The organism is Haematobacter genomosp. 1 (assembly GCF_002196855.1).
Lineage (GTDB): Bacteria > Pseudomonadota > Alphaproteobacteria > Rhodobacterales > Rhodobacteraceae > Haematobacter.
Genome location: NZ_NIPW01000024.1, coordinates 25,456 through 49,100, shown reverse-complemented (window position 1 = coordinate 49,100; position 23,645 = coordinate 25,456). Strand labels below are relative to the sequence as shown.

The window sequence follows — 23,645 nt, the reverse complement described above, 5'->3', positions numbered from 1 at the left end:
ATGCATCCTTTCAGCGACACATGGCTCAACGCTCGGAAAAAAGGCGCGGCGAGGCATAGGCCCCGCCGCAGACGATATTAACGGAAGAGCGACAGCACGTTCTGCGGCGCAGAGTTCGCGATGGACAGCGCCTGAATCCCCAGCTGCTGCTGCACCTGCAGCGCCTGGAGCCGCGCCGAGGCTTCTTCCATATCCGCGTCCACCATGGCCCCGATACCTTGTGTCAGAGCATCGGACAGTTTGCTGATGAAGTTCGCCTGCTTTTCGACACGGCTTTCGGTGGAGCCCAGCGTCGCGCCCGCGGTCTTTACGGTATCGAGAAGTCCTTCGATCGCCGTCAGCGCCGACGCAGCCCCCGCGACGGTGCTCACATCGATGGAGTCGAGCGCGCCCAGGCCGCCGCTGCCCGCGTTCTGAAAGCGACCGGAGACGGCAAGGTCGCCCGCCCCATTGTTCGTAAGCACCAGCGTGCCCGGCGTCCCGCTGTCGTAGTCAAGGCTGACACCCTCGATACCCAAGGCTTCGACCGCGCCCTTCAGACCCACCGCAACCAGATCGGCCGGGGTCGAGGAGGCGACATCGTCGGCAGTGACAGTATAGCTTGCGGTCTTGTCACCGATAGTCACCGAGATCCGGTCACCGGCGGCCAGAGCATCGGTATCATTGTCGATGACGATGCTGGTGCTTGCCCCGCCACCATCCACCGTGGTCGCAAAGGTATCCGCTCCCGTCGACACACCGTCCGAACCGGTGAAGGCGGCCTTCGCGGTATAGGTGCCGATGGACAGATCCTGCTTCGCCACGCTGATCTTGGTCGGTGTCACAGACCCGTCGGAGCTGCGATCCAGAGACGCCAGATAGTCGACCGACCCTGTTCCTTCCAGCAGACTGATACCGCTGAACTGCGCCGTGCTGATCGTGGACTTGATGTTCGCGATAACCCCTTCGATGTCCTTTTGGAGTTCGGCGGAACCGGTTCCCTGCTGCGCAGCGACGATCTTGCCTTTGATCGAAGTCAGATCTTCAGCAATCGATTCGACCGCAGTCCGGGCAACGGCAATAGTGGACTTCGCCTGGGACAAGCCGTCCGACACCGCCTTAAAGCTCGCCACATCGGATTCCATCGTTTTGGAAATGGCCCAGACGGCGGCGTTGTCCTTGGCGGAAGCGACCGACTTCCCGGTGGAGATTTCGTCCTGAGTTTTGGCAAGACTGCTGTTAATGCCCTTCAACGTCTGAAGAGCGACCATCGCGCTCGAGTTCGTAAGAATGCTGGACATAGGAATTCCCCTGATAAGGTCGCGTTTTGCGCCCGTTGTGCCGTGAATTGGCTGGTCCGGCCTTCTGCCCGATGCGGATTTTTCCGCGCCATCCCGCTGGATGCCTGTCCATCATGGCGCCGAATCTCTAATGAATTCCTAAAGCGACGCGGAGAATATCTCGCATTCTAACGATCAGGCCTTTCGCTCGACGGCAGGGCCGGTGCTGTCCGTGATGCGGCGGCCATCTGTTCCATAAGCGGAAAAGGAGCCGTTGAGAGATGCCGATGATCGCAGGCCCGTCAGCGCCGCCCTGATAAGTCCCTGGTTTCGGAGCGCGCGAGCGCGAACAATCGCAAGCTCCTCGCCTGAAGCTCGTGGCAGTTGCGCCAGCAGATAATCTGTCGCATCGATCAGATCCGTCAGCCGTTCAAATCGCCCGGCGACAATCGCTTCACGCGTTGCCTCCATGAGTGCGAGCGCATTACGCATGGCCGCTCTCCCCCCGAATCAGCGCAGTGAAGAGGCTCTCCGAAAGGCCCACCCCCCCCGCGCGTACAAGTTGCTTCGCCTGAGCCTCGCGCAGAAAGGAGGCGAACTGCCCCTCGCCCACACCGCCGCCGAAATCGTTCTTCGCTTCGGCAGGTTTGAGCATTTCCGCGAGAAAAGCGCCCTCCAGTGCTTCCGCAGCGGCTCGCAGTTTCAGTAACCGTGACTGATTAGGCATTCCATCGATTTCCATCGGCATCTCCTTTCACTCGTTGCCAGCATATTTCGCGCGCAGCGGTAAAGATTGAGTAACTTCCTGCGGTCATTATCGAATGGCACAACGCGAGGCCTACGATGGACGCCATTGCTCTTCTTTCGAATGTTGCCCCAACGACGGATGCCGGGTTGGCGCCTGCTGCATGCGAATTCCTGGTGGGTCCGGCGTTTGAAGATGAGCTTGAAGCGGGGCCCGCCAATTCCAAAGAGCCTGAACCCGGGCCAAGGACATTGATGCCAAGTCCGCTGATTCCCTTCTCTGTCCGTCTCGAAGCAGAGGCGCCAAATTCGACTAAACTTGATGGCACTTACCGGGTTATGCCGGTTTTTCCAGATTCGGCCGTCCTGCAGGACATTCAGCCGGAAGCGGTTGAAATCGAGGATATTCGGTCGGAAGCTTTACCAAGTCCTTTTGAGACGGGTATGGAAGGCCCAGTGCAATCGGACGAGGAGAGGAAAAACCCGCCGCAACTCTCAGAGCAAACGGGGGCTGACTCTGCGACCGCGGCTTTCGCTTTGCCGGGTATTTCCTCAGCAGCGGCTGAGACACGCACAATGCCGGAAATCAGGCCAGCGAGTAAGGAGTTGTCAGAGGGTTTTTCTTACGAGCAGCCGCATTTCCGGCAATCGGGAAACGCGCCGGGAAGTATCGAGAGCACGCCCCCCGCCATCGTCAGGCAGTCAACCGAATCGCAGGATATTGGGCCGCCGGCAGCCAAAAGCCTCACGCCTGACATGCACAATCGCATGGATATCGCGGAGCGCGGCCCGCCCAGCCGTGAAATAAACCCACCCGAGATCGCCGCGGCGGTGCCGCCGCGACCATCCGGCCAGCCCATGGGCGCGGAAGGCAGGGCGGATACCCTGCCGCCGGACAAGATGGCTTCCCAAGCGGCGGCGGGTGCCAGCCCGCTTTATACCGGCAAGGTCGATTTTGAGCCCGGCGGGGATGCGACAGAGCCCGAGAACCAAGGACGTGGGGCCGGACCCGATTCGCGCGGTGAGGCTGTAGTTGTCCTGGACAGAGAAGCGGTGGAGACGCCTGCTCTCCGCGAGTCTGGAAGGGCTGAACGACACTCGGAGGGCGTCAACGAAGCCCGTCCCCGTTTTTTCTCGCCGCCCGCTCCGGTCGCGGAGGAGGCACACCGGCTGTTTTTGCGGCAGGATGGTGAGGCGATGGAACTGTCTCTGGACGACAAAGACCTTGGGCGGCTGGACTTGAAGATCCACGAAACACCAAGCGGTATCCGCGTGGAAGTTGATTCAAGCCGAGCGGACTCCCTAGACGCGGCAAAGCGTCAGGCAGCGGAGCTTCAGCGGGATCTCCGGCAGCAGGGCTATGGCGAGGTCAGCTTCCACTTCGGCGGCGAAAAGAGGCAGGACCGTCGTAATCAGCTCCGATCAGAGACAGTCGAAACCCAGTTTGCCGTGACGATCGAAGCCGTTCCCCGAAAAGGTCTGGCTGGTGAGGACCGGCTGGATTTGCGCATGTGAGGACAAATTGGACATTGCAAATACGACAGCGCAGCGCAGCACAGGAACGCCAAGCGCGTCAGGCGGAGGGTTCGCCAGCACCGATTTTCAGACATTCCTTCGGATGCTGACGACGCAGTTGCAGAATCAGGATCCGTTGAATCCGATGGAATCCAGCGAATTCGCCGTGCAGCTCGCGACATTTTCGGGCGTCGAGCAGCAGATGCGGACGAACCAGCTTCTGGAAGGGTTGGCCTCCGGCCCGGGGCTTGGGGGGGTGTCGGGCTTCTCCAACTGGCTGGGCAAGGAGGTGGCAGTGACCTCTCCCGCGGTTTACGATGGCGCGCCGTTGACCCTTCTTCCACCGGAGTTGGCGGAGGCGGATCGTGCCGTTCTGATTGTCCGGGACAGCGGTGGAGACATCGTCGCGCGTGAGGATTTCCCGATGGATGGCGGCGCCGTGAGCTGGGCGGGAAGCCTGTCGGGTGAGGCCCCCCTCCCGCCGGGCCGCTACAGTTTCAGCGTCCAGACGTATTCCGGGACAACACCGCTCACGACGGAGAGCGTGCCGGCCTATCAGCGCGTTGAGGAGATACGGGCCGACACCAACGGCGCCATCCAGCTCATCCTTCGGGGGGGTGCCCAGTTCAGCGCCGATCAGGTGGTTGCCATGCGGGAACCGGGATGAAGCTCAATCCTCCTCCAGCCACATGCGCAACTCCCGCAGAACCGGAAGAACCGCGCGCACACGTTCTGTGCCGAGCGCACGCGCCGTGCGTGACATGGCCGGAGAGATCGCGGCAAAGGCGGCATCGCGGGCCGCGCGGCCTGCGGGACTGATGGCCACGAACTTGCGACGGGCGTCGTCCCAGTCCGGGCGCACATGAACATGACCCGCCCATTCGAGTTTCGAAATGGTGTTGGACATCGCGCCACGGGTGACGTGGAAGGCGCGGGCGAGCTGGGCCGGCGTGCGCTCTTCGTTCAGATGGGCGAGGTGGTTGAGAACAGCGAAATGCGACAGTTCCATCCCCCGCGGCAGAGCCTTTGACAGCAAGGTCCGCGCGAGTTGATCGACCATATAGATTTCGCTGAAAAGAAGGGCGCCAAGCGGCTCGTGCTCCGGCTGCGTCATGGTCCCGCAAAGGCCCGGTCATGGTCGAGAGAGGGCACTCTGCCGCGGGCCTTGCGCACTTCCGCAAGATCGAGATCGACGAACGTCACGCCCGGCTCCGTCCCCGCATCCACCAGAACCTCTCCCCAAGGGGCGACGACAAGCCCATGACCGTAGGTTCTCCGCCCCGGGCCCTTGCGCTCGACATGCGTGCCCGTCTGCGCGGGCGCGAGAACGAAGCAGCCCGTCTCTATGGCACGGGCCCGCAGCAGAGGCTCCCAATGCGCGGCACCGGTGGTGGTATTGAAGGCGGCAGGAACCGTAAGAATTTCCGCGCCCGCCTTGGCCAGCGCGCGATACAGATAGGGAAACCGCAGATCGTAGCAGATCGACAGCCCGACCTTCCCGAAAGGTGTCGCTACCACCTCCGCCCGCTCGCCGGGCCGATAGCCGGAGGATTCGCGATACACTTCCGTCTCGGAGACCTGCACGTCGAACATGTGGATCTTGTCGTAGCGCGCGGCGATCTCCCCCTCCGGCGTGATGAGAAAGGCGCGGTTGGCAAAACGGCCATCCGGGTCGTGCGTCAGAAGCGCGAGCGAGCCGATCAGCAGCCAGACCCCGTGGTCCCGCGCGCGGGCGCGAAGCGCGGCGAGAGTGGGATCGTCTTCCTCGTGGCGCAGCACCGTGCGCTGGTGGGCGCGGTCGGTGGAGATGCAGTTCGTCACCTCCGGCGTCAACACGAACTCCGCCCCGCCAGCCACCGCCTGATCGATGAGCGCGAGGGTGCCGGGGAGGTTTTCCTCCGGCAGATCGGTGACGTTGAGCTGAACCAGAGCCGCGCGCATCCCTTCAGCCCTTGAGCAGCGGATCGAGGCGACCGGCCGCTTCCAGCGCGTGCAGATCATCGGAGCCGCCGACATGCACATCGCCGATGAAAATCTGTGGCACCGTATGCCGCCCGCCCGCCCGCCGGGTCATCGCGCTGCGCAGATCGGGATCACGGGACACATCGATTTCTCGATAGGCGACGCCTTTTTTGGCAAGTAAACGTTTTGCTGCCGCGCAATAGGGGCAGGTGGGCGTCGTGTAGATCTCGATATCGGCCATGGTATCCTCGTGGTTCGCGCCAGATATAAGTGCTTACCCCCCTTTCGCAACGCGTGCGAGCACAACCGCCGCGACCTGCGACGCCCCCGCCGCCCGGAGCGCCGCGGTGCAGGCGGCAAGGGTGGCGCCCGATGTCAGCACATCATCGACCAGAAGCACCGGGCGACCGGCGATCGCCGCGGCCCGACGCGGCGTGCAGCGGATCGCACCAGCCATGTTGGCAAAACGGCCTGCCTTGTCACGCCCATCCTGGCTGCCGGTGGAACGCGGCCGATGCAGCAGATCAACGACGCAGTCCATCGCGGTTTCCCGCGCCAGCGCCTGCGCCAGCAAGGCCGACTGATTGTAGCGCCGCCGCAGCAGCCTGACCCAGTGAAGCGGCACGGGCGCGATCACCGTTTCGGGAAGCAGGAGCGGTTCCGCTGCCTGCCTCAACCAGCGCCCGGCCGGACGATGAAGTTCGGTGCGGTCGCCATGCTTGAACGCCAGAACAAGCCGCCGCCCCGTCCCGGCATAGGTGAAGACCGCGCGCGCCCTGTCCCAGACCGGCGGTTCGCGCAGGCAGCCGTCGCAGAGCACGCCGTCTTCCGGCCCACCCGGCAGGGGCAGGCCGCAGGCGTCGCAGACCAGACCGTCCAGGAAATCCACATCCCGCCAGCAGTCCGGGCAAAGGCCGAAGTCCTCCGCCACCGGCGCGGCGCAGGCCACGCATTGCGGCGGATAGAGCGCGCGCAGGGCCGCGCGCCCTCCCCGCGCGACGAGCGTTTGCAAAGTGCGGACCCTGCCCCTAGATTCGGCAGGTTCCAAGGTAGGCTCATGCATCAACCACCCCAACTGACCGATCGCCCCCAACTTCTCCGCCAGCGCGAGCGGGCGCGGCGGGACCAACCCGCGCTCTTTCTGCATGATGCCGTGGCGGACGAGATGCAGGAGAGACTGACAGAGGTTAACAGAAGGTTTACGAACCCGGCCATCGTCACCGCTTTTCCCGAAGCGTGGCACGCCTTCCCCAATGCCCGATTCGTCGCGGATGAGGAGGTGCTGGACCTTGAAGAAGGCGCGCATGACCTGCTGATCCATGACCTCGCGCTGCACTGGTCCGCCGATCCGGTGGGACAACTGGTGCAGGCGCGCCGCGCTCTCCGGCCTGATGGGCTATTTCTGGGCGCGCTTTTCGCCGGTCAGACGCTCAGCGAGCTCCGGGCCGCGCTGGCGGAGGCGGAGGTCGCGCTGACCGGAGGGCTGTCCCCCCGCGTGGCGCCGATGGGGGAGATTCGCGATCTGGGCGGGCTGCTTCACCGTGCGGGCCTGGCCCTGCCGGTGGCCGACGGGGTGAAGCTGACGGTGACCTATGGCGATCTCATGGCGCTGTTTCGCGACCTCCGGGCGATGGCGGAGACAAATGCGCTGGCCGCGCGGCGCAAGACGATGCCGCCGCGGATGCTGTTCCCGACGGCTGCGGAGATCTATGGACGGACCTATGCCCTGCCAGATGGCCGCCTGCCTGCCACGTTCGAGATCGTGTATCTCACCGGCTGGGTGCCCGATGCCAGCCAGCAGCAGCCGCTGCGGCCGGGCACCGCGATTCAGCGGCTGGAGGATGCCTTGAACGCGCCCCGCGACAAAGGCACGAATTGAAATCCCGCGGCCAGCGGTTATCTCGCCGTTGTCCGTCAGCAGGAAACCCGACATGCTAGACCAGAAGCCATCCTCTCTCGCGGCTCGTCCCTCGCACGCCCCGCCGGACCATCCGGCGCTTCCGCCCCGCCGGATCGGCGTGTTGCTGGCCAATCTCGGCACGCCCGACGGGTATGACTACTGGTCGATGCGGCGCTACCTGAACGAGTTTCTCTCCGACAAGCGGGTCATCGACTACCCCGCGTGGAAATGGCAGCCGCTGTTGCAGACGGTGATCCTGACGAAGCGGCCTTTCTCCTCCGGCGCGAATTACAAGCTGATCTGGGACGAGGAGCGGGGTGAAAGCCCCCTGCTCACCATCACCCGCAATCAGACGGAAGCGCTGCGCGACGCGCTGGCCGCGCGCTTTGGCGATGCCGTGACGGTGGATTTCTGCATGCGTTATGGCAAGCCCTCGACCGCAGAGAAGGTGGCGGAGATGGTGGCCGCAGGCTGCGACCGCATCCTGTTTTTCCCGCTCTATCCGCAATATGCGGGGGCCACGACCGCGACCGCGAACGACCAGTTCTTCCGCGCCCTGATGGCCGAGCGGTGGCAGCCCGCCGCGCGGACCGTGCCTGCCTATTTCGACCATCCGCTCTATGTGGAGGCGCTCGCCCGATCCGTGGAGACCGCCTATGCCGCGCTGCCGGTGCGGCCACAGAAGCTCGTCACCTCTTACCACGGCATGCCGGTGCGCTATCACCTCTCGGGCGATCCCTACCAATGCCAGTGCCAGAAGACGACGCGCCTGCTGCGCGAACGGCTGGGTTGGGAGAAAGACGCGGTGGACGTGACCTTCCAGTCGGTGTTCGGGCCGGAGGAATGGCTCAAGCCCTATACGGTCGAGCACGTGGCGGTTCTGGCGCGGCAGGGCATCCGCAATATCGCCGTGATGGCTCCCGCGTTTTCGGCCGATTGCATCGAGACGCTGGAGGAAATCAACGGCGAGATCCGCCATGCCTTCGAGGAGGCCGGGGGCGAAACCTTTACCTACATTCCCTGCCTGAACGACGAGGCCGCCCATATCGCGGCGCTGGAGGCCATCGTGGCGGAGAACCTGGCCGGGTGGGTGGCCTGACTCAGACCGAAGTGGGCCCGAACAGACATGGGAAAGGGCGGTGGTTGCCCACCGCCCCCTGAGTTCCGGGCCGTGACCGGTCCTGCGACCGGCCTGCCGGGGTATCTCAGTTCGCCGCCAGAGCCGCGCCGACCAGCACGACGAGCAGCAGCGGCACGACCACACCGGCCGAGGAGGAGGACGTGTCCTGCACCACGACTTCCGGTTGGACGACCGGTTCCACGACCGGAGCGTTGATGTTTCCTGCGAAAGCCGAAGAAGCAGCAACCGACACGGCAGCCGCGAGCGCGATCTTTTTCATGTTGACCTCCAGTGATATCCCGCCCCGCGTATACGGAGCCGGGCCTGAAAAACGAGCCTCGTAAACTCCAGTAATCACCGAAAATTGCGCCTGCAAAGAGGGTTTGAGCGGAGCGCCGCTTACACCCCTGAGGAGGCGTCAAATTAGCAACACCTGTGTGCCCACATTGGCCATGCCGAACAGCTCGGCGATGTGTTCATTGTAAAGCCCGATGCAGCCGTTGGAGGACCGCCGTCCGATCTTGCGCGTATCCTGCGTTCCATGGATCCGGTAGTAGGCCCAGGAGAGGTAGAGCGCATGCGTGCCCAGCGGATTGTCCGGGCCCGGCCCGATGAAATCCGGCCAGTCGGGATTGCGCTGCTTCATCGCCGGTGTCGGGCGCCAGGAGGGGCCGTCAACCTTCTTCACCACCTCGGTCCGTCCCTTGCGGGTCAGATCGTCCGTCTCCGGCACGGAGGTCGGATAGAGCCGGTAGATCGTCTGGTCCTCCGACCAGAAATGCAGCGCGCGGCTGTTGATATCGACCAGAATCGCCCCGTTCCTGGTATTGCTGAAGTAGTCCTGCCAGTGATGCGTGCGAAAGCTGGAGATGTTGCGCCGGATCGTCGGCGACAGCGGTTTTTCCATCTCGGTGGAGTTGGACATGTTCGCCTGAGCGCGGGCGACGGCCGGTGCTGCGAGGCTGCCAAGCAACATGCCCCCGACGAACATGCGCCGGCTGAAACCGACCCCCGAAGCGGAACCCTGCGACTTCTTCATCCCTCACTCCTTCGACCGCCCGTGGCGATCTGATTGCGGCGTCCTGTCACCTTGACAGGTGTGCTTCTGGTCATCCCAGAATTTGCGCTTTAATGCTCTCTGTCACAGGCTGCAAATCAACAAATACTCGTGATGCCGCCTTTTGACAGGGATATTTGCGACCGCGGGCCCGGGCGGCTACATCTCCGGGGACCCTTCTCCAACAGGCAAACGAACCACATGCTCCGAACTTCGCTTCTTCTGCTCACCACCGCGGCGACGCTCGCCGCCTGTTCCTCGCCGCCGCCCATCCAGTATGGCACGGATGGGAAGCCGCTGCCCCGCCTTTACCAGCTGAGCGCCGGAGAGACGGGCGCCATCCAGTACCGGATGCTGGACGGGGTGAATGCGCTCCGCTCGGCGCGCGGGCTGGCGATGCTGCAGCTTTCGCCCGAACTGAACGCCGCCGCTGCGACCCATTCGCGCGACATGGCGGTGCAGAACCGGCCCTGGCACTTCGGCTCCGACGGCTCCTCGCCCATCATCCGGGCGCAACGCGCGGGTTATGGCGGTGAGGTTCGGGGGGAGCTCATCTCCGAAACCTATGAGACGGAGCTGGAGACGCTGGCCGCGTGGATGGAGGACAAACCCTCGCGCGAGACGCTTCTCGACCCGGCCGCCCGCCTGATGGGGTTCGACTTCTTTCAGGATGGCAGGGGCAAGATATGGTGGACGATGCTGCTCGGAAGCTGATCCGCACAGCGCGGACGCCACGGCCTCCTGGGGAGAGGCCGTGGCAACCGACGGGAAGGGGCCGCGCGGCCCCTTTCCTATGGCAGCAGGTAGATCGGCGTTCCTTCACGGACCATGGAGTATATCTCCTCGATCTCCTTGTCGGTCACGGCGATGCAACCGGCCGTCCAGTCCCGCGCGCGGCCCTTGGCCCAACCGGCCTCTCCATGGATGAAGATGTCACCGCCCGGAGAGAGGCCGAGCGCACGCGCGACCTCCACATCATGCGGGTTGGGATAGGAAATCCCGACCGACAGATGATACTGGCTGTTGGGATTGCGCCGGTCGATGAAGTAGAGCCCCTCCGGCGTGCGGCCATCGCCCGAAATCTGCTTGTGGCCCTGAGGCTGCGGCCCCAGCCCGATGTCATAGGTCTTGATCGCGATATTGTCGTGCAGCAGATACATTTTCCGCTGCGACTTGTGCACCTGTATCGACGTGACCTCTGGCCCGTCATAGCTTTTGAACTTGGATTGCGCTCCGCAGGCCGTCAGCGTCACGCAAAGCAAGAGAAGCGAAAGAATTCGCCACATGGTTATGGTCCTGCCCGTCCCTTTTTTTATTGCCCGGGAGGGTAGCAGATTTCCGCCAGATTCGCCTAGGCGGTTTGGACGTCAGTCGCGGCGGAAAGATGCAACCAGTTCCACATGGGTGGACCAGCGGAATTGATCCACCGGCTGGACCCAGTCCAGCCTGTAACCCGCGCCCGTGAGCAGACGCGCGTCACGGGCGAAGGTCAGGGGATTGCAGGAGACACCGGCGATTCGCGGCACGCCCGCAGCGGCGATCTCTCGCGTCTGGGCCTCGGCTCCGGCGCGCGGGGGGTCGATGACCACCGCGTCGAGCCGCTTGAGTTCGGGGCCGAGCAACGGGCGGCGGAACAGGTCACGCGCCTCTGCCGTGACCTTGCGCAGCCCCTGGGCGCCCCGCCAGCCGCGTTCCAGCGCCCGGATGGCCGGTGCGCTTCCCTCTACGGCCAGCACCTCGGCCCGCTCGGCCAGCGGCAAGGCAAAGGTGCCGGAGCCGCAGAACAGATCCCCCACGCGAGGGGCGGTCCCGACGATCTCCCGCACGGCGGCGAGCAGCGCGGCCTCCCCTTCGGCGGTGGCCTGAAGAAATGCGCCGGGCGGCGGCGAGACGAGGGCCGCGCCGAATCGCTGGAACGGCTCGGCGGCCTGCACGGCGACCTCCCCCTCCCAGCTCAGACGTGCGATCCCGTGCCGCCCCGCGATCACCGCCAGATCCCTGCGGAGCGCGGCGTCCAGCGGCTTGCCGCCCGTCACCGCCAGATCGGCCCCGCCGATGGCACGGGTGAGGGTAAGCGTCAGTTCCGCCTTCCGCGAGGCACCGGCCAGCGTCACCTCCTCCAGCGCCGGGCGGAGGGCCATCAACTCGGGATGGAGGAGCAGGCAGGCAGGCGTATCCACGAGCTGATCGGACGCGCGCCCGTGAAAGCCGATCATCGCCCCTGTCTTGGTGCGCCGCCCGGACAGCGCCGCCCGGCGGCGGGACCGGGGGGGCGAGGTCAGGATGGGGCGCAGTTCCGTCTCGATCCCCTGTGCGGCAAGGGCTGCCGCCACCACCTGCGTCTTCCACGCGGCCACGAAGGCGTCGGAGGCATGCTGGAGCGCGCAGCCCCCGCAGGCACGGTAATGCGGACAGGGCGCGCGGACCCGGTCTGAGGAAGGGGTGACGATGCGCGGCTGGGCGAGGCGATCGCCCAAGACATCCCCCGCAACCTCTTCCCCCGGGAGGGCGCCGGGAATGAACACCGGGCCGTCCGCCCCCACGGCAATCCCGTCGCCATGATGGCCGAGGCGCTGAACGGTGAGGGTCATTCCGCCGCCTCCGTCTCCGCCCCGTCCATGGGATCGACGGCCAGAAAGCCGCCCGACTGCCGCCGCCAGTAGCGGGCATAGAGACCGTCGCGGGCCAGCAGGGCGTCATGCGTGCCCTCCTCCACGATCCGGCCCTCGTCCAGCACCACGATCCGATCCATCGCGGCAATGGTGGAGAGGCGGTGCGCGATGGCGAGGACGGTCTTGCCCTCCATCACCCGGTCGAGCGAGTCCTGAATGGCGGCCTCCACCTCGCTGTCCAATGCGGAGGTGGCCTCGTCCAGCACGAGGATCGGCGCGTTCTTCAGGAAGGCGCGGGCGAGGGCTATCCGCTGCCGCTGGCCGCCGGAGAGCTTCACCCCCCGCTCGCCCAGATGCGCGTCATAGCCCTTGCGCCCCTGATGGTCGGACATCTTCAGGATGAACTCATGCGCCTCGGCGGCCTTGGCTGCGGCGATCATCTCCTCCTCCGTCGCGTCGGGGCGACCGTAGAGAATGTTGTCGCGGGCGGAGCGGTTGAACATCGCCGTCTCCTGCGTGACCATGGCGATCTGGCGGCGCAGGCTCTCCTGCGTCACGTCGCGCACGTCGTAGCCGTCGATCAGAACGCGCCCCTTCTCCGTGTCGTAGAGCCGGAGAAGCAGCGCGACCAGCGTCGATTTCCCCGCACCCGACGCGCCCACCAGAGCGACCTTCTGCCCAGCGGGAATGTCGAGCGTGACGCCCCGGACCCCGGCCGACCCGCCGCCATAGGTGAAGGTCACGTCGTCATAGGTCATTGCCCCGCTCACCCGCGTCAGTTCGATCGCATCGGGCTTGTCGGTCAGGCTGTGCAGGCGGGAGAGGGTGTTCATGCCGTCCTCGATCTCGCCCACATTGGCATAGATGCTCATCAGCGACATGGAGACCCAGCCCGTCATCTGCGAGATGCGGAGCGCGATGGCCCCGGAGGCCGCGATATCCCCCGCCGTGGCCATGCCCCGCGTCCAGAGCAGCAGCGCCCCCCCGATGAGCACCACGGGCAGGATGCCGCCCAGCGCATTCAGCCCGAAGCGCAGCCAGGTGGAGACGATGCCGAAGCGGATGGTCTTGCGGCGGTAATCGCTCATCGCACCCAAGGCGACCTGATCCTCGAAATCCGCGTGGGCAAAGAGTTTCACCGTCTTGATGTTGGTGATCGTGTCCACGACATGGCCGGAGATCATCGCCCGCGCCGCCGCCCGCTGGGTCGAGCGCTTGCGGACACGCGGCAGGAAGTAGCGGATGAGCAGCAGGTAGAGCAGCAGCCAGACCGCCAGCGCCAGTGCGATCCACGGGTCGATGGCGACCAGCACCGCGACCGAGCCGACGACCGAGGCAAGCGCGAAGGTGACCGCGTTGATGAAATCGGTCGCGGTTTCCGTCACGGCGCGGGCGGTCTGCATCTGCTTCTGCGCGATGCGCCCCGCGAAATCGTTGTCGAAGAACGTGACGGACTGGCCCAGCGTCCAGCGGAACAGCCGCGAAAGGACCAGCGGCATCACGTTCGGCGCGACCAGCAGGTTGTTGGCCGCCGTGGAGACGCCGATGGCCACCGGGCGCAACACCGCGAAGAACAGCACGAAGCCGATCAGCGTCGCGGAATGGGCGGAGAAGTAATCCGCCGTCGCGGTGCTGGTCGTCGTGTCGATCACCCGCCCCAGCACCAGCGCCGTCATGACCTCCAGCACGCCCGCCAGCGCCGCGAGCACCCCCGCGATCAGCAGCCACACCCAGGCGCCCTTGATGCACCACAGGAAGAAGGCGCCCAGCGTCTGCGGCGGCGACGATTCCGCCGGGATGAAGATATCGGCGTTCGTGACCCCTCTCATGTGGGTTCTCCTGCGGTCAGGGGAGCGTTCTCCCCGTTGGTCGTCTTCGGGCCAGTCCCTGGCTCAGTCTCTGCCTCAGTCTCTGGGCCACTCTCCATCCCGGTATCCATGCCGAGGAACCCGCCCGACTGCCGCGCCCAGAGGCCGGCGTAGATGCCGCCCGCGGCCAGCAGTTCGTCATGGCTGCCGTCCTCCACCACGCGGCCGGCATCCAGCACCACGATCCGGTCCATGGCGGCGATGGTGGACAGGCGGTGCGCGATGGCGATCACCGTCTTGCCCTCCATCACGCCGTAGAGAGTCTCCTGAATGGCGGCCTCCACTTCGCTGTCCAATGCGGAGGTGGCCTCGTCCAGCACGAGGATCGGGGCGTTCTTCAGGATCACGCGGGCCAGCGCCACCCGCTGCCGTTGCCCGCCGGAGAGCTTCACCCCCCGCTCGCCCACCTGCGCGTCATAGCCCGCGCGCCCCTCGCGGTCGCGCAGCTGGAGGATGAAGTCATGCGCTTCCGCCCGCTTCGCCGCGGCGATCATCTCCTCCTCCGTCGCATCGGGGCGACCGTAGAGGATATTCTCCCGCACCGTCCGGTGGAGAAGCGAGCTTTCCTGCTGCACCATGCCGATCGCGCGGCGCAGGCTGTCCTGCGTGACCCCGGAGATGTCCTGCCCGTCGAGCAGGATGCGGCCGCGCTCCGGGTCGTAGAACCGCAGCAGCAGCTTCACCAGCGTCGTCTTGCCCGCGCCGGACCGCCCGATCAGGCCGATCCGCTCGCCCGGGCGAACGGTGAGGGTGACGCCGTCCAACCCCGCGCTGCCGCGGCCGTAGTGGTGGCTCACGTTCTCGAACTGGACGAGCCCCTTGGTGAGCTTCAGCGCCACCGCCTCCCGCCGGTCAACGAGGTGGATCGGCTCGGCCAGCGTCTGCATCCCCTCCTCCACGATGCCGAGCGACTGGAAGAAGTGGGTGAGCGCCCACATGATCCAGCCGGTCATCGCGTTGAGCCGGAGGGTCAGGGCCGTTGCCGCCGCGACCGCCCCCACAGAGGCGCTCCCCTGCATCCAGAGCCAGAGCGCCCAGCCCACGACGGCCACGATCAGCAGCCCGTTCAGCGCCATCAGCACCACATCCATCGTGGTGAACACGCGCATCTCCCGCGCGGTGGCCTGCCGGAACCGCTCCATCCCCTCGCGGGCATAGTCCACCTCCTTGCCCTGATGGGCAAAGAGTTTGACCGAATGGATGTTGGTGTAGCTGTCCACCACCCGCCCCGTCAGCGCGGAACGGGCGTCCGAAGCGGCCTGCGAGGCGACGCTCACCCGCACCATCGTCCAGCGCATGAGCAGCCCGTAGAGCACGAGCCAGCCGAGCAGCGGCAGCGCCAGGCGCGGATCCGCATCCGCCAGCAGCACGGTCGCGCCGATGATATAGGCCAGCGCGAAGGTGATCGCGTCGAAAATCTGATAGACGGCATCTCCCGCAGAACCGGGGGCCTGCATGATCCGGTTGGCGACCCGCCCCGCGAAGTCGTTCTCGAACCAGCCGACGGACTGGCGGAGCACATGGCGGTGCGAGCGCCAGCGGATGAGCGTGCCGAAGTTCGGCACGATGGTGTTGTTGAGAAACGCCACCGACAGCCCCTGGACCACCGGGCGGAGCGTGAGCATGAACAGGCCCGCCAGCAGCAGCTCCGTCCCATGGGCGGCCCAGACCTCCGCCGGGGTGCCCTGCGAGAGGAAGTCCACCACACGGCCCATGTACCACACCAGCGCCACCTCCACCGAGGCCACGATGATGCAGAGTACCGCCGTGATGGCGAACACCCCGCGAAAAGGCCGGGCGAAGGACAGCAGGAACGGCCACAGGCGGCGCGGAGGGGCATCCCGCTCCTCATACGCCGTGTAGGGATCGACAAGGGTTTCAAAGAAGCGGAACATCGCTTCTGCCTTTCTGCGGTCGTGGAACGGGCTGACCGGGACGGCAGGGGCGTCTCATCCGTCAGCGCGGCTCCACACAATCCTGTCAGGACAGGGCATATAGGGCGGAATCCCTCTCAGGGAAACCGGGGGGCTAGCCGAAAAGGTCGCCCTGTGGCGCGGGGCGCACCTCCGTCCGCGGGGCTTCGAGCCCCAGATGCCGCCACGCCGCCTGCGCCAGCATCCGCCCGCGCGGCGTGCGCGCGATGAGCCCCTGCTGCAGCAGGTAGGGCTCCGTCACCTCCTCTATCGCATCGCGGGATTCCGACAGCGCGGCAGAGAGCGTCTCCACCCCCACCGGTCCGCCGCCGTAGCTTTCCGCGATGAGCCGGAGGTAGCGCCGGTCGCTGCCGTCGAGCCCCAGCGCATCGACGCCAAGCCTGCTCAACGCCCCGTCCGCGAGCGGCTGGGTGATATGGCCGTTCCCCTCCACCAGCGCGAAATCCACCACGCGGCGCAGGAGCCGCCCGGCGATCCGGGGAGTGCCGCGGGCGCGGCGGGCGATCTCCCGCAGGCCGCCTTCCTCCGCCGTGATTCCCATGAGGCGCGCGCCGCGGGCGACGATCTGGAACAGCTCGTCCTCCGTGTAGAACTGGAGGCGTGTGGGAATGCCGAACCTGTCCCTGAGCGGCGTGGTGAGCAGGCCGAGCCGCGTCGTCGCCCCGACCAGGGTGAAGGGCGGCAGGTCGATCCGCACGGTGCGCGCGGCAGGCCCCTCCCCGATCACCAGGTCGAGGGCGAAATCCTCCAGCGCGGGATAGAGCACTTCCTCCACCACCGGCGAGAGGCGGTGGATCTCGTCGATGAACAGCACATCCCGGGGTTCGAGATTGGTCAGGATCGCGGCGAGATCCCCGGCCTTGGCCAGAACCGGGCCGGAGGTCATCCGGAACCCCACCCCCAGTTCGCGCGCCATGATCTGGGCCAGCGTCGTCTTGCCCAGACCGGGGGGGCCGTGGAAGAGCGTATGGTCCATCGCCTCGCCCCGCATCCGGGCGGCTTCGATGAAGATGCGCAGATTGGCGCGCGCCTCCGCCTGACCGATGAACTCGTCCAGAAGCTGCGGGCGAAGCGCCCGGTCGGTTTCGGAGCTGTCCTCCGGCAGCGGCTCTGGCCGCAGGGTGGGATCTGGCATGGACATGATGGCGCCTCTCGCCGGAACTTTCGCGGAACATCGGCCGGAAGGCAAGGCTTTGCGGCCCTAGCCCTTCGGCGCGAGCAGTTTCAGGGCTGCGCGGATCAGGTCCGGCGTCGCGGCCTCCGGCGCACGGCCCGCAGCCTCCGCCACCACCGCCGCCGCCTCCCCCTGTCCGTAGCCGAGGTTCAGCAGCGCCGACAGCGCCTCCGCCGTCGCAGCCGCCGAGGGAGAGGGCGGAGGGGGCGGCGGCAGGTCCACCACCACGCCCTCCTCGGCCGTCAGGGGGGCCGCGACCGTCGGCCCCGGCCCGGCCCCGAGCGCCATGACGGCGGGAGCCTTGCCCTTCAGCTCATTCACCACGCGCTGCGCGATCTTCGGGCCGACACCGGGCGCCGCCTTCACCGTCGTCCAGTCGCCGAGCGCGATGGCGCGCGCCAGCCCTTCCGCCCCGAGGGTTCCCAGAATGGCCAGCGCCGCCTTGGCGCCGATACCCTGCACGGTCAGCAGCAGCCGGTGCCACTCCTTCTCCAGCAGCGTCGGAAAGCCGAAAAGCTGGAGCAGGTCCTCCCGCACCAGCAGTTCCGTCCAGAGCGCGGCCGCGCCGCCCACGGCGGGCAGCGCGGCCATCGTCCTGTCCGAGACGTAAACGACATAGCCCACGCCGCGCACGTCGATCACCACATGGTCTTGGCCCCGATGCACGACCAGCCCGGCAACGCGCCCGATCATTGCGCCCTCGCCAACGCGGCGGCGAGTCGGCCTGCGGATTGCATGTGATGCGCATGACAGATCGCCACGGCCAGCGCATCCGCCGCATCCGGCCCGGCAATGGCGATGCCCGGCAGATGCAGCCGCACCATATGGTCGATCTGCCGCTTCTGCGCGTGCCCCACGCCCACGACCGTCTTCTTGACCGCGTTGGGGGCATATTCGCCCACCCGGATGCCCGCCTGCGCCGGGACGAGCAGGGCGATGCCCCGCGCCTGACCGAGCTTCAGCGTGGCCACGGCATCCTTGTTGACGAAGGTCTGCTCCACCGCCGCGGCCTCCGGCGCATGGGCGGCAAAGACGCGGGACAGCTGGGCGTGCAGGCTCATCAGCCGCATGGCGAGATCCTCCCCCTCAGAATGCAGGACGCCATTGGCGATATGGCTGAGTCGCGAGCCGCGCACCTCTATCACCCCCCAACCGAGGTTTCGGAGGCCCGGATCTATCCCCATCACGCGCATTCCGACCTGTCCCGAGCATTCTGTTGTCTTTTTGCCTCGCTAGCACGAAAGGCGAACACCCGCCAGAACGATCGGGGCATCAGCGACAATCCCGCAAGGAAGTTGCGACTTCCCCCCACTTCCTCGAAGAAATCACCACAGACGCCGCGAGAAAATCAGCTTCATCGCAAGAACCCATTTTCATTGAATTTTTGTGAAAGAAGCCATGCGCGGCGCGCAAGAGCGCCATGACATCTGCGCCCGTTGAGTTCTCAAAATGCCCGCTCTAGATGCAACGCAGTCAAGATGATGCTCCCATAAAAAGCACTTTGTAAAGGATACCAAGATGGCTACGCTCGACACCAACCCGAGCCTCTCGGGCCGCTCGACCGAAGGCCGCGCCCCCCACCTGTTCTTCGGCGCCTTCAGCGCCCTGAAAAGCTGGAACGACGCGCGGCTGACCCGCAAGGCGCTCTCCCGCCTGTCGGACCGCGAACTCAACGACATCGGCCTGACCCGCGCCGATCTGGACGATATCGGCGCGCTCTTCCGCTGAGCCGCCGACCCGGTCCGCAACCGATGCGGGCCCGACGATTGCAAGGCCGCGTTCCCCGCACAGGGGCGCGGCCTTTCGCATTCTGGTTACTACCGCAGGCAGATCACTTGCGCAGAACGAGCGTGGTCCAGTCGCCCAGTTCATCGCGCGCGGCAACGCCGAAGCCCTGCGCCTCATAGGCGGCGACGACATCATCGGCCTGCTGGTTCAGGATACCCGACAGGATGACATAGCCGCCCTCCGCCACGTTCACGCCCATATCGGGCGCAAGTTCCACCAGCGGACCCTTGAGGATATTGGCAAAGACCAGATCGAAGGGCGCGCGGGAGGTGATCGCCGGATTGTCGAAACCCGCGGCCTCCACGCAGATCAACCGGTCGCCAAGGCCGTTCGCCTCCGCATTCGCGGCAGCAACCTCCACCGCAACGACGTCGATATCGGAGGCGAGCACCGTGCCCGGCCAGAGGGAGGCCGCCGCCATGGCAAGAACCGCCGTGCCGCAGCCGATATCCGCCACGTTCCGCCCGACGAACCCCTCGTCCGCGAGCCTGTCGAGCGCCTTGAGGCACCCCAGCGTTGTGGCGTGGTGGCCTGTGCCGAAGGCCACCGCCGCCTCGATCAGCAGGGCCACGCGGCCTTCGGGCACCTTGTCGGCATCATGCGCGCCATAGACGAAGAAGCGCCCCGCCTCCACCGGATGCAGTTCGCGCCGAACCTTGGCGACCCAGTCGATCTCCGGCAGTTCGGAGACGGTGAAATCCTTGGCCGCATGAACGGCGGCGAGCAGCGCCAGCGCCACCTCGTCCGGCGGATCGAAGAAATAGGCGCCGACTTCCCACAGACCGGAGCCGTCCTCGATTTCGAAGGCGCCGACGCCGTAGGGCTCGGGCTCCAGATCCTCCAGCGCTTCGGCAAGCGCATCGGCAGGCTCGCGGCCGGGCAGCGTGGTCAGGGCGGCATAGGTGGGCATGTGGGCCTCCGGGCGTTTCCGGCCCCGCCTAAGCGGAGGCGCGGGAGGGGTCAAGGACGGAAAGGCTGATCTCCATGAGCCTGTCGGGCGGGAGCGCCGCGTCAAGCGTCGTGACGGGGCAGGCGAATGTCTCCAGCCAAGCCAGATGCCCCGCCAGCGACCGGCCCGTGAAGAAAGGATCGTCATAGCTTTCCGCCCAGGCGAGAAACTCCGCCGTCTCCGGGCAGTCGGCGGCATCGCCGTAGCGCAACCGCTCCCGCCGGCGGAGACGATCCATCCGCTCTCCGGGGTCGAGGCGGAGGAAGATGACCGCCGTCACCCGTTCCCGCAGCCGGCCCTCCCACCGCATCGGCGCGCCGGACAGAACCCAGTCCCGCCGGGGCAGGAACATCGCCTCCATGAGCGCGAGCCGCTCCGCAGGCGGGCGGGGTGTGCGAAAGGGGGGATCCGTGGGGTGCCAGTAGAAATCGTCGGTGTCGAAATGCTGGCTCGCAAGACGGATCGCCAGCAATCGTCCCAGCGTCGATGTCCCGGTCCCGGAGGCTCCCGTCACCAGGATGCGGCAGGGGGGAACGTGGCGGGACGCGCCGACCGGAACCTGTCCGGGAAAGGCCGTCTGCGGTGCCGGGGCGGAGGGGTGCCCGTAGCGATCTCCGCCGGTCCGGTCCTTGGCAGACGGGCCGTCCGCCTCCGGCGTGCCGCCGTCCTGTGCTTCGGCTCTCTCGCTCACCGCGCCCTCCGCTTGCGATCCCGTTGCCAGCCCCGGTCCCCCGGAGCCGGCTTTGCCGCAGGCGTCGCGGTCAGGTCGCCGCACCGATCCCGACCGGGCAGGTGACGCCGGTGCCCCCGATGCCGCAATAGCCCGCAGGGTTCTTTGCCAGATACTGCTGGTGGTAATCCTCTGCCGGATAATAGGCGGGCGCGGGCAGGATTTCCGTGGTGATGGCGCCATAGCCCGCAGCCTTCAGCCGCGGCGCAAAGGCGGCCAGCGAAGCTTCCGCAGCCGCGCGCTGCGCCTCATCGGTCCAGTAGATCGCGGAGCGGTACTGCGTGCCGACATCGTTGCCCTGCCGCATGCCCTGCGTGGGGTTGTGGTTCTCCCAGAAGACCTTCAGCAGATCCTCATAGCTGACCATGGCCGGATCATAGACGACGCGGACCACCTCGTTATGGCCGGTCATGCCGGAGCAGACCTCCTGATAGGTCGGGTTGGGCGTCACGCCGCCCGCATAGCCGACGGAGGTGGACCACACCCCCGGCACCTTCCAGAAGATACGTTCCACACCCCAGAAACAGCCCATGCCGAAGATCGCCACCTGCATCCCCTCCGGCATGTCCCAGAGAGAGCGGCCGGACACGAAATGCGTCTCGGCGGTGGGAATGGGATGGGTGCGGCCGGGAAGCGCCTCGTCACGCGTGGGAAGCGCCAGTTTCTTGCCGGGGAAGGTGAACATGCTCGGTCCTCCTGTGAGTGGAGAGAATATAGGAAACCTGCGGCCAACCCCAAGTAATCGCGGGGGCAAGGTGGCATGTTCCAGCCTAGTAGAAGCTCTGCGGGTCGATGTCGATGGTTACCCGGAGGTGACCGGGCACACGAAGCTGCGAGATCCATTCGGAGATCGCGCCCTGAAGGCCCACGCCCTTGCCCGCCTTCACCAGCAGACGCACCCTGTGGCGGCCCCTGACGCGCGCGATCGGTGCCGGGGCCGGGCCATAGACCTGCGCCCCCACGCGGCGGAGCGGCTGGTCCCGCCGCGCGAGTTCGGCGCCGAAGTCGAACGCCTCCGCCACATCGGGGGAGGACAGGATGATCCCGGCCATGCGCCCGTAGGGCGGCACCCCCGCCGCGCGGCGCTCCTCTGCCTCGGCCCGCCAGAACCCCTCCTCATCGCCCGAAAGGATCGCGCGTATCACCGGATGCTCGGGCTGGAAGGACTGGAGCAGCGCCAGCCCCTGACGCCCCTCCGCCCGGCCCGCCCGGCCCGCCACCTGCCGCATGAGCTGAAACGTGCGCTCCGCCGCGCGCAGATCGGAGCCTTTCAGCCCCAGATCAGTGTCGATCACGCCGACCAGCGTCAGAAGCGGGAAGTTGTGGCCCTTGGCGACGAGCTGCGTGCCGATGATGATGTCGGCGCCGCCCTCCGCGATCTCCTCTATCCGCGCCTTCAGCGCGCGCGCGGAGCCGAAAAGGTCGGAGGACAGCACGGCGATCCGGCGGCCCGGAAACAGCGCCTCCACCTCCTCCGCCAGCCGCTCCACCCCCGGCCCGACGGGGGCGAGCTTGCCCTCCACCCCGCAGGAGGGGCAGGCGGTGGGGATCGGCTTCGTCTCGCCACATTGATGGCAGACGAGCCGCTTCTGGAACCGGTGCTCCACCATCCGGGCGTCGCAGTGGTCGCAGCCGATCTGGTGCCCGCAGGCCCGGCAGACGGTCAGCGGCGCATAGCCCCGCCGGTTGAGGAACAGCAGCGCCTGCTCCCCCGCCTCCACCCGCGCCGACACGGCGGCGGCAAGCGTGGGGGAGATCCAGCGGTTGGAGGGCACATCCTCGTCGCGCATGTCGATGGCCCGCATCTCGGGCAGTTCCGCGGCGCCGTAGCGCGCGGCAAGGTCGATCCGCGCGTATTTCCCCGCCTCCGCATTGGCCCAGCTTTCGAGCGACGGCGTGGCGGAAGCCAGAATGACCTGCGCCGAGCAGAGCGAGGCCCGCAGCACCGCCATGTCGCGCGCATTGTAGAGGATCCCCTCCTCCTGCTTGTAGGAGGTATCGTGCTCCTCATCGACAACGATCAGCCCCAGATCGCGGAAGGGCAGGAAAAGCGCGGACCGTGCGCCGACGACGAACTGCGCTTCGCCCCCGCTCACCGCGCGCCAGAGGCGGCGGCGTTCGGTCTGGGTGGCGCCGGAATGCCACTCCGCAGGCCGCGCGCCGAAGCGCGCCTCCACCCGCTTGAGGAATTCCGCCGTCAGCGCGATCTCCGGCAGCAGCACAAGCGCCTGCCGCCCGGCGCGCAGACATTCGGCCACGGCCTCCAGATAAACCTCCGTCTTGCCGGAGCCGGTAACGCCCTTCAGCAGCGTCGTGCCATAACGGCCAGAGGCCACGCCCTCCCGGAGCCGCGCCGCGGCGGCGGCCTGATCCTCCGTCAGCGCATGACCGGCGCGGGCGGGGTCGAGCCGCGGATAGGGCTGGTCGCGGGGGGCCTCCTGCTCCAGCAGCACAGCCTGCGCCACGAGGCCCTTCACCACGCCGGAGGAAACCCCGGCCAGCCCCGCCAGCTCGGCGGGCGTGAAGCCCGGATCGCCATATTCGTCCAGGATGTCCAGAACCCGCGCCCGGGCCTCCGTCATGCGGTCCGGCTCCCGCCCGCCCCGCAGCAGGATGCGCCGCGTCGCGGGCGGCGCGCCAAGCCCCGGCGCCCGCGTGGCGAGCCGGAGCATGAGCGCGAGCGGCGTCAGCGTGTATTGCGCGCCCCGCTCCAGAAACTGGCGCATCGTCTCCGCCATCGGCTCCGCATCCAGAACGCGGGTGACGGGGCGGAGACGGGCCGCGTCGAAGTCGCCGTCTCCCGGCCCCCAGACCACGCCCAGCACCTGCCGCGGACCGAGCGGAACCTGCACGAAATCCCCCTCCGCGCAGCCGCCCTCCGGCGCCAGATAGTCCAGCCGCCGGTCGAGCGCCGTGGTCACGACGCCGACGCGCGCGCCCGCCGGATAGTGGCCGGGGGCGGCTGACGCGGCAACGGGGGTGTGAAACAGGTCAGTCATGCACTTTCCGCCCGCCTCCCGGTGGGGTATGACG

Annotated in this window: 26 protein-coding genes; 6 read left to right on the top strand and 20 right to left on the bottom strand. The window is 66.7% G+C overall.

Annotation, left to right across the window (positions count from 1 at the left end; all coding sequences use genetic code 11):
- Nucleotides 1-77: 77 nt before the first annotated feature.
- The 3 genes from CDV49_RS12410 to CDV49_RS12400 form a co-directional block, all read right to left on the bottom strand.
- Nucleotides 78-1,280, bottom strand: a complete 1,203-nt coding sequence (locus tag CDV49_RS12410; protein WP_088215749.1) for a flagellin — start codon at nucleotides 1,278-1,280, stop codon at nucleotides 78-80.
- A 174-nt stretch (nucleotides 1,281-1,454) separates the two neighbouring features.
- Entirely contained in the window at nucleotides 1,455-1,751 is a 297-nt protein-coding gene (locus CDV49_RS12405) for a hypothetical protein (protein ID WP_088215748.1), read from the bottom strand.
- Entirely contained in the window at nucleotides 1,744-2,001 is a 258-nt protein-coding gene (locus tag CDV49_RS12400) for a rod-binding protein (RefSeq protein ID WP_256947327.1), read from the bottom strand. Before CDV49_RS12400 ends, CDV49_RS12405 begins: the two co-directional genes overlap by 8 nt.
- Nucleotides 2,002-2,102: 101 nt before the next feature.
- On the opposite strand from CDV49_RS12400, the gene fliK reads away from it, so the two are divergent.
- Nucleotides 2,103-3,518 (top strand): flagellar hook-length control protein FliK, encoded by a 1,416-nt coding sequence (fliK, locus tag CDV49_RS12395; protein WP_143413167.1) that lies wholly within the window; start codon nucleotides 2,103-2,105, stop codon nucleotides 3,516-3,518.
- Complete coding sequence (locus tag CDV49_RS12390) at nucleotides 3,490-4,185, top strand: flagellar hook capping FlgD N-terminal domain-containing protein (RefSeq protein ID WP_256947326.1); 696 nt, start codon at nucleotides 3,490-3,492, stop codon at nucleotides 4,183-4,185. The genes fliK and CDV49_RS12390 overlap by 29 nt, the downstream gene beginning before the upstream one ends.
- Nucleotides 4,186-4,188: 3 nt before the next feature.
- Here the strand turns inward: CDV49_RS12390 and CDV49_RS12385 are convergent, their stop codons facing one another.
- From CDV49_RS12385 to CDV49_RS12370, 4 genes are read right to left on the bottom strand one after another with little or no spacing between them, the layout of a single operon-like run.
- Nucleotides 4,189-4,632 carry a MarR family winged helix-turn-helix transcriptional regulator gene (locus CDV49_RS12385; RefSeq protein ID WP_088215744.1) on the bottom strand — a complete coding sequence of 148 codons (444 nt, stop codon included), beginning with the start codon at nucleotides 4,630-4,632 and terminating at the stop codon, nucleotides 4,189-4,191.
- On the bottom strand, nucleotides 4,629-5,459 hold the full coding sequence (locus CDV49_RS12380; protein ID WP_088215743.1) for a carbon-nitrogen hydrolase family protein: 831 nt from the start codon (nucleotides 5,457-5,459) through the stop codon (nucleotides 4,629-4,631). Before CDV49_RS12380 ends, CDV49_RS12385 begins: the two co-directional genes overlap by 4 nt.
- Before the next feature lie 4 nt (nucleotides 5,460-5,463).
- Nucleotides 5,464-5,721: a glutaredoxin 3 gene (gene grxC, locus CDV49_RS12375; RefSeq protein WP_088215742.1), complete on the bottom strand. Its 258-nt coding sequence runs from the start codon at nucleotides 5,719-5,721 to the stop codon at nucleotides 5,464-5,466.
- A gap of 33 nt (nucleotides 5,722-5,754) precedes the next feature.
- On the bottom strand, nucleotides 5,755-6,492 hold the full coding sequence (locus tag CDV49_RS12370; protein WP_256947325.1) for a ComF family protein: 738 nt from the start codon (nucleotides 6,490-6,492) through the stop codon (nucleotides 5,755-5,757).
- A 45-nt stretch (nucleotides 6,493-6,537) separates the two neighbouring features.
- Between CDV49_RS12370 and CDV49_RS12365 the strand changes: the two genes are divergently transcribed.
- Both CDV49_RS12365 and hemH read left to right on the top strand, forming a co-directional pair.
- Nucleotides 6,538-7,359 (top strand): SAM-dependent methyltransferase, encoded by an 822-nt coding sequence (locus tag CDV49_RS12365; protein WP_088215740.1) that lies wholly within the window; start codon nucleotides 6,538-6,540, stop codon nucleotides 7,357-7,359.
- 52 nt (nucleotides 7,360-7,411) lie between these two features.
- Nucleotides 7,412-8,479 (top strand): ferrochelatase, encoded by a 1,068-nt coding sequence (gene hemH / locus CDV49_RS12360; RefSeq protein WP_088215739.1) that lies wholly within the window; start codon nucleotides 7,412-7,414, stop codon nucleotides 8,477-8,479.
- Nucleotides 8,480-8,585: 106 nt separating this feature from the next.
- Here the strand turns inward: hemH and CDV49_RS12355 are convergent, their stop codons facing one another.
- Together CDV49_RS12355 and CDV49_RS12350 are read right to left on the bottom strand one after the other, a co-directional pair.
- Nucleotides 8,586-8,780: a hypothetical protein gene (locus CDV49_RS12355; protein ID WP_088215738.1), complete on the bottom strand. Its 195-nt coding sequence runs from the start codon at nucleotides 8,778-8,780 to the stop codon at nucleotides 8,586-8,588.
- Nucleotides 8,781-8,918: 138 nt separating this feature from the next.
- Entirely contained in the window at nucleotides 8,919-9,539 is a 621-nt protein-coding gene (locus tag CDV49_RS12350; protein ID WP_373447802.1) for a L,D-transpeptidase, read from the bottom strand.
- A gap of 219 nt (nucleotides 9,540-9,758) precedes the next feature.
- Here CDV49_RS12350 and CDV49_RS12345 point away from each other — a divergent pair, with 219 nt between their 5' ends.
- Nucleotides 9,759-10,271, top strand: a complete 513-nt coding sequence (locus CDV49_RS12345; protein WP_088215737.1) for a CAP domain-containing protein — start codon at nucleotides 9,759-9,761, stop codon at nucleotides 10,269-10,271.
- A 77-nt stretch (nucleotides 10,272-10,348) separates the two neighbouring features.
- Here the strand turns inward: CDV49_RS12345 and CDV49_RS12340 are convergent, their stop codons facing one another.
- The 7 genes from CDV49_RS12340 to ruvC all read right to left on the bottom strand — a co-directional run bounded on the left by CDV49_RS12340 (nucleotide 10,349) and on the right by ruvC (nucleotide 18,338).
- Complete coding sequence (locus tag CDV49_RS12340; RefSeq protein ID WP_088215736.1) at nucleotides 10,349-10,843, bottom strand: L,D-transpeptidase family protein; 495 nt, start codon at nucleotides 10,841-10,843, stop codon at nucleotides 10,349-10,351.
- 81 nt (nucleotides 10,844-10,924) lie between these two features.
- Nucleotides 10,925-12,148: a class I SAM-dependent RNA methyltransferase gene (locus tag CDV49_RS12335; RefSeq protein WP_088215735.1), complete on the bottom strand. Its 1,224-nt coding sequence runs from the start codon at nucleotides 12,146-12,148 to the stop codon at nucleotides 10,925-10,927.
- Nucleotides 12,145-13,998: an ABC transporter ATP-binding protein gene (locus CDV49_RS12330; protein WP_088215734.1), complete on the bottom strand. Its 1,854-nt coding sequence runs from the start codon at nucleotides 13,996-13,998 to the stop codon at nucleotides 12,145-12,147. The genes CDV49_RS12335 and CDV49_RS12330 overlap by 4 nt, the downstream gene beginning before the upstream one ends.
- The gene (locus CDV49_RS12325) at nucleotides 13,995-15,932 is read right to left on the bottom strand and encodes an ABC transporter ATP-binding protein (protein ID WP_088215733.1); all 1,938 of its coding nucleotides are present in this window, start codon (nucleotides 15,930-15,932) and stop codon (nucleotides 13,995-13,997) included. The genes CDV49_RS12330 and CDV49_RS12325 overlap by 4 nt, the downstream gene beginning before the upstream one ends.
- Before the next feature lie 133 nt (nucleotides 15,933-16,065).
- Nucleotides 16,066-17,112 carry a Holliday junction branch migration DNA helicase RuvB gene (ruvB, locus tag CDV49_RS12320; RefSeq protein WP_088215732.1) on the bottom strand — a complete coding sequence of 349 codons (1,047 nt, stop codon included), beginning with the start codon at nucleotides 17,110-17,112 and terminating at the stop codon, nucleotides 16,066-16,068.
- A gap of 60 nt (nucleotides 17,113-17,172) precedes the next feature.
- A complete protein-coding gene (gene ruvA / locus CDV49_RS12315) occupies nucleotides 17,173-17,838 on the bottom strand; it encodes a Holliday junction branch migration protein RuvA (protein WP_088215731.1) in 666 nt (221 codons plus the stop codon).
- On the bottom strand, nucleotides 17,835-18,338 hold the full coding sequence (ruvC, locus tag CDV49_RS12310; protein ID WP_088215730.1) for a crossover junction endodeoxyribonuclease RuvC: 504 nt from the start codon (nucleotides 18,336-18,338) through the stop codon (nucleotides 17,835-17,837). The genes ruvA and ruvC overlap by 4 nt, the downstream gene beginning before the upstream one ends.
- A gap of 325 nt (nucleotides 18,339-18,663) precedes the next feature.
- Here ruvC and CDV49_RS12305 point away from each other — a divergent pair, with 325 nt between their 5' ends.
- Nucleotides 18,664-18,873 carry a DUF1127 domain-containing protein gene (locus CDV49_RS12305; protein ID WP_088215729.1) on the top strand — a complete coding sequence of 70 codons (210 nt, stop codon included), beginning with the start codon at nucleotides 18,664-18,666 and terminating at the stop codon, nucleotides 18,871-18,873.
- 103 nt (nucleotides 18,874-18,976) lie between these two features.
- Here the strand turns inward: CDV49_RS12305 and CDV49_RS12300 are convergent, their stop codons facing one another.
- The 4 genes from CDV49_RS12300 to CDV49_RS12285 form a co-directional block, all read right to left on the bottom strand.
- Nucleotides 18,977-19,843, bottom strand: a complete 867-nt coding sequence (locus CDV49_RS12300; protein WP_088215728.1) for a 50S ribosomal protein L11 methyltransferase — start codon at nucleotides 19,841-19,843, stop codon at nucleotides 18,977-18,979.
- A 28-nt stretch (nucleotides 19,844-19,871) separates the two neighbouring features.
- Complete coding sequence (locus CDV49_RS12295; RefSeq protein WP_218821964.1) at nucleotides 19,872-20,573, bottom strand: AAA family ATPase; 702 nt, start codon at nucleotides 20,571-20,573, stop codon at nucleotides 19,872-19,874.
- Nucleotides 20,574-20,643: 70 nt separating this feature from the next.
- Complete coding sequence (gene msrA / locus CDV49_RS12290; RefSeq protein WP_088215727.1) at nucleotides 20,644-21,297, bottom strand: peptide-methionine (S)-S-oxide reductase MsrA; 654 nt, start codon at nucleotides 21,295-21,297, stop codon at nucleotides 20,644-20,646.
- 85 nt (nucleotides 21,298-21,382) lie between these two features.
- Nucleotides 21,383-23,611, bottom strand: a complete 2,229-nt coding sequence (locus tag CDV49_RS12285) for a primosomal protein N' (RefSeq protein ID WP_088215726.1) — start codon at nucleotides 23,609-23,611, stop codon at nucleotides 21,383-21,385.
- Between the last annotated feature and the right edge of the window lie 34 nt (nucleotides 23,612-23,645).

What these genes read in the sequence shown, in the direction of transcription:
- CDV49_RS12410 (WP_088215749.1), bottom strand. Translation starts at nt 1,280, where the DNA reads ATGTCCAGCATTCTTACGAACTCGAGCGCGATGGTCGCTCTTCAGACG.
- CDV49_RS12405 (WP_088215748.1), bottom strand. Translation starts at nt 1,751, where the DNA reads ATGCGTAATGCGCTCGCACTCATGGAGGCAACGCGTGAAGCGATTGTC.
- CDV49_RS12400 (WP_256947327.1), bottom strand. Translation starts at nt 2,001, where the DNA reads ATGGAAATCGATGGAATGCCTAATCAGTCACGGTTACTGAAACTGCGA.
- fliK (WP_143413167.1), top strand. Translation starts at nt 2,103, where the DNA reads ATGGACGCCATTGCTCTTCTTTCGAATGTTGCCCCAACGACGGATGCC.
- CDV49_RS12385 (WP_088215744.1), bottom strand. Translation starts at nt 4,632, where the DNA reads ATGACGCAGCCGGAGCACGAGCCGCTTGGCGCCCTTCTTTTCAGCGAA.
- CDV49_RS12380 (WP_088215743.1), bottom strand. Translation starts at nt 5,459, where the DNA reads ATGCGCGCGGCTCTGGTTCAGCTCAACGTCACCGATCTGCCGGAGGAA.
- grxC (WP_088215742.1), bottom strand. Translation starts at nt 5,721, where the DNA reads ATGGCCGATATCGAGATCTACACGACGCCCACCTGCCCCTATTGCGCG.
- CDV49_RS12365 (WP_088215740.1), top strand. Translation starts at nt 6,538, where the DNA reads ATGCATCAACCACCCCAACTGACCGATCGCCCCCAACTTCTCCGCCAG.
- hemH (WP_088215739.1), top strand. Translation starts at nt 7,412, where the DNA reads ATGCTAGACCAGAAGCCATCCTCTCTCGCGGCTCGTCCCTCGCACGCC.
- CDV49_RS12355 (WP_088215738.1), bottom strand. Translation starts at nt 8,780, where the DNA reads ATGAAAAAGATCGCGCTCGCGGCTGCCGTGTCGGTTGCTGCTTCTTCG.
- CDV49_RS12350 (WP_373447802.1), bottom strand. Translation starts at nt 9,539, where the DNA reads ATGAAGAAGTCGCAGGGTTCCGCTTCGGGGGTCGGTTTCAGCCGGCGC.
- CDV49_RS12345 (WP_088215737.1), top strand. Translation starts at nt 9,759, where the DNA reads ATGCTCCGAACTTCGCTTCTTCTGCTCACCACCGCGGCGACGCTCGCC.
- CDV49_RS12340 (WP_088215736.1), bottom strand. Translation starts at nt 10,843, where the DNA reads ATGTGGCGAATTCTTTCGCTTCTCTTGCTTTGCGTGACGCTGACGGCC.
- CDV49_RS12335 (WP_088215735.1), bottom strand. Translation starts at nt 12,148, where the DNA reads ATGACCCTCACCGTTCAGCGCCTCGGCCATCATGGCGACGGGATTGCC.
- CDV49_RS12330 (WP_088215734.1), bottom strand. Translation starts at nt 13,998, where the DNA reads ATGAGAGGGGTCACGAACGCCGATATCTTCATCCCGGCGGAATCGTCG.
- CDV49_RS12325 (WP_088215733.1), bottom strand. Translation starts at nt 15,932, where the DNA reads ATGTTCCGCTTCTTTGAAACCCTTGTCGATCCCTACACGGCGTATGAG.
- ruvB (WP_088215732.1), bottom strand. Translation starts at nt 17,112, where the DNA reads ATGTCCATGCCAGATCCCACCCTGCGGCCAGAGCCGCTGCCGGAGGAC.
- ruvA (WP_088215731.1), bottom strand. Translation starts at nt 17,838, where the DNA reads ATGATCGGGCGCGTTGCCGGGCTGGTCGTGCATCGGGGCCAAGACCAT.
- ruvC (WP_088215730.1), bottom strand. Translation starts at nt 18,338, where the DNA reads ATGCGCGTGATGGGGATAGATCCGGGCCTCCGAAACCTCGGTTGGGGG.
- CDV49_RS12305 (WP_088215729.1), top strand. Translation starts at nt 18,664, where the DNA reads ATGGCTACGCTCGACACCAACCCGAGCCTCTCGGGCCGCTCGACCGAA.
- CDV49_RS12300 (WP_088215728.1), bottom strand. Translation starts at nt 19,843, where the DNA reads ATGCCCACCTATGCCGCCCTGACCACGCTGCCCGGCCGCGAGCCTGCC.
- msrA (WP_088215727.1), bottom strand. Translation starts at nt 21,297, where the DNA reads ATGTTCACCTTCCCCGGCAAGAAACTGGCGCTTCCCACGCGTGACGAG.
- CDV49_RS12285 (WP_088215726.1), bottom strand. Translation starts at nt 23,611, where the DNA reads ATGACTGACCTGTTTCACACCCCCGTTGCCGCGTCAGCCGCCCCCGGC.